Raw genomic sequence first — 646 nt, 5'->3', positions numbered from 1 at the left:
GTCAGCCGCGTGGCGCTGACAAACGTCGTGGTGCGATTGGCGCCGTTCCAGCGCACGACCGAGCCGGTCACGAAGTTCGAGCCGTTCACAGTCAAACTCAGGCCCCCGCTGCCCGCTGTAGCGCCGGCCGGCGCCAGCGACGCCAATGCCGGAACCGGGTTGCCGGGGACCGGCGTGCTGCTGACGGTGAAGGTCTGAATAGCCGACGTACCGCCCCCCGGTGTCGGCGTGACCACGCTGACCTGCGCGGTGCCGGCGGCCTGAAGGTCAGTGGCCGGAATCGCTGCGGCAAGTTGCGTGGCGCTAATGTAGGTCGTCGATCTCTCCACGCCATTCCAGCGCACCTTGGAGGTGGGCACAAAGCTTGTGCCGGTGGCGGTCAGCGTGAAGGCATTCCCGCCCGTGGCAGCGGTCGCCGGCGCAATCGAGGACAGGGCCGGAACCGGGTTGTTCGCAGGCGGGGGCGATGCGCTGATGGCAAAGGCCAGCGGCGACGGGGAAATGCCCCCTCCTGGCGTCGGGTTGAACACCGACACTTGCGCGGTGCCGGCCGTGGCCGTGTCCGAGGCCGGGATGGCAGCCGTCAGCCGCGTGGCGCTGACAAACGTCGTGGTGCGATTGGCGCCGTTCCAGCGCACGACCGAGC

The 646-nt window shown here is 69.2% G+C and carries 1 protein-coding gene; it reads right to left on the bottom strand.

The window, feature by feature from the left end; all coding sequences use genetic code 11:
- Nucleotides 1-646: IPT/TIG domain-containing protein (locus EC86_RS0100295; RefSeq protein ID WP_029523728.1), on the bottom strand; the 646-nt coding region annotated here is incomplete at both ends.

This window comes from Polaromonas glacialis (assembly GCF_000709345.1).
Classification (GTDB): domain Bacteria; phylum Pseudomonadota; class Gammaproteobacteria; order Burkholderiales; family Burkholderiaceae_C; genus Polaromonas; species Polaromonas glacialis.
The sequence above is the reverse complement of the archived record's forward strand: the minus strand, read 5'-3'. Positions and strand labels throughout refer to the sequence as shown.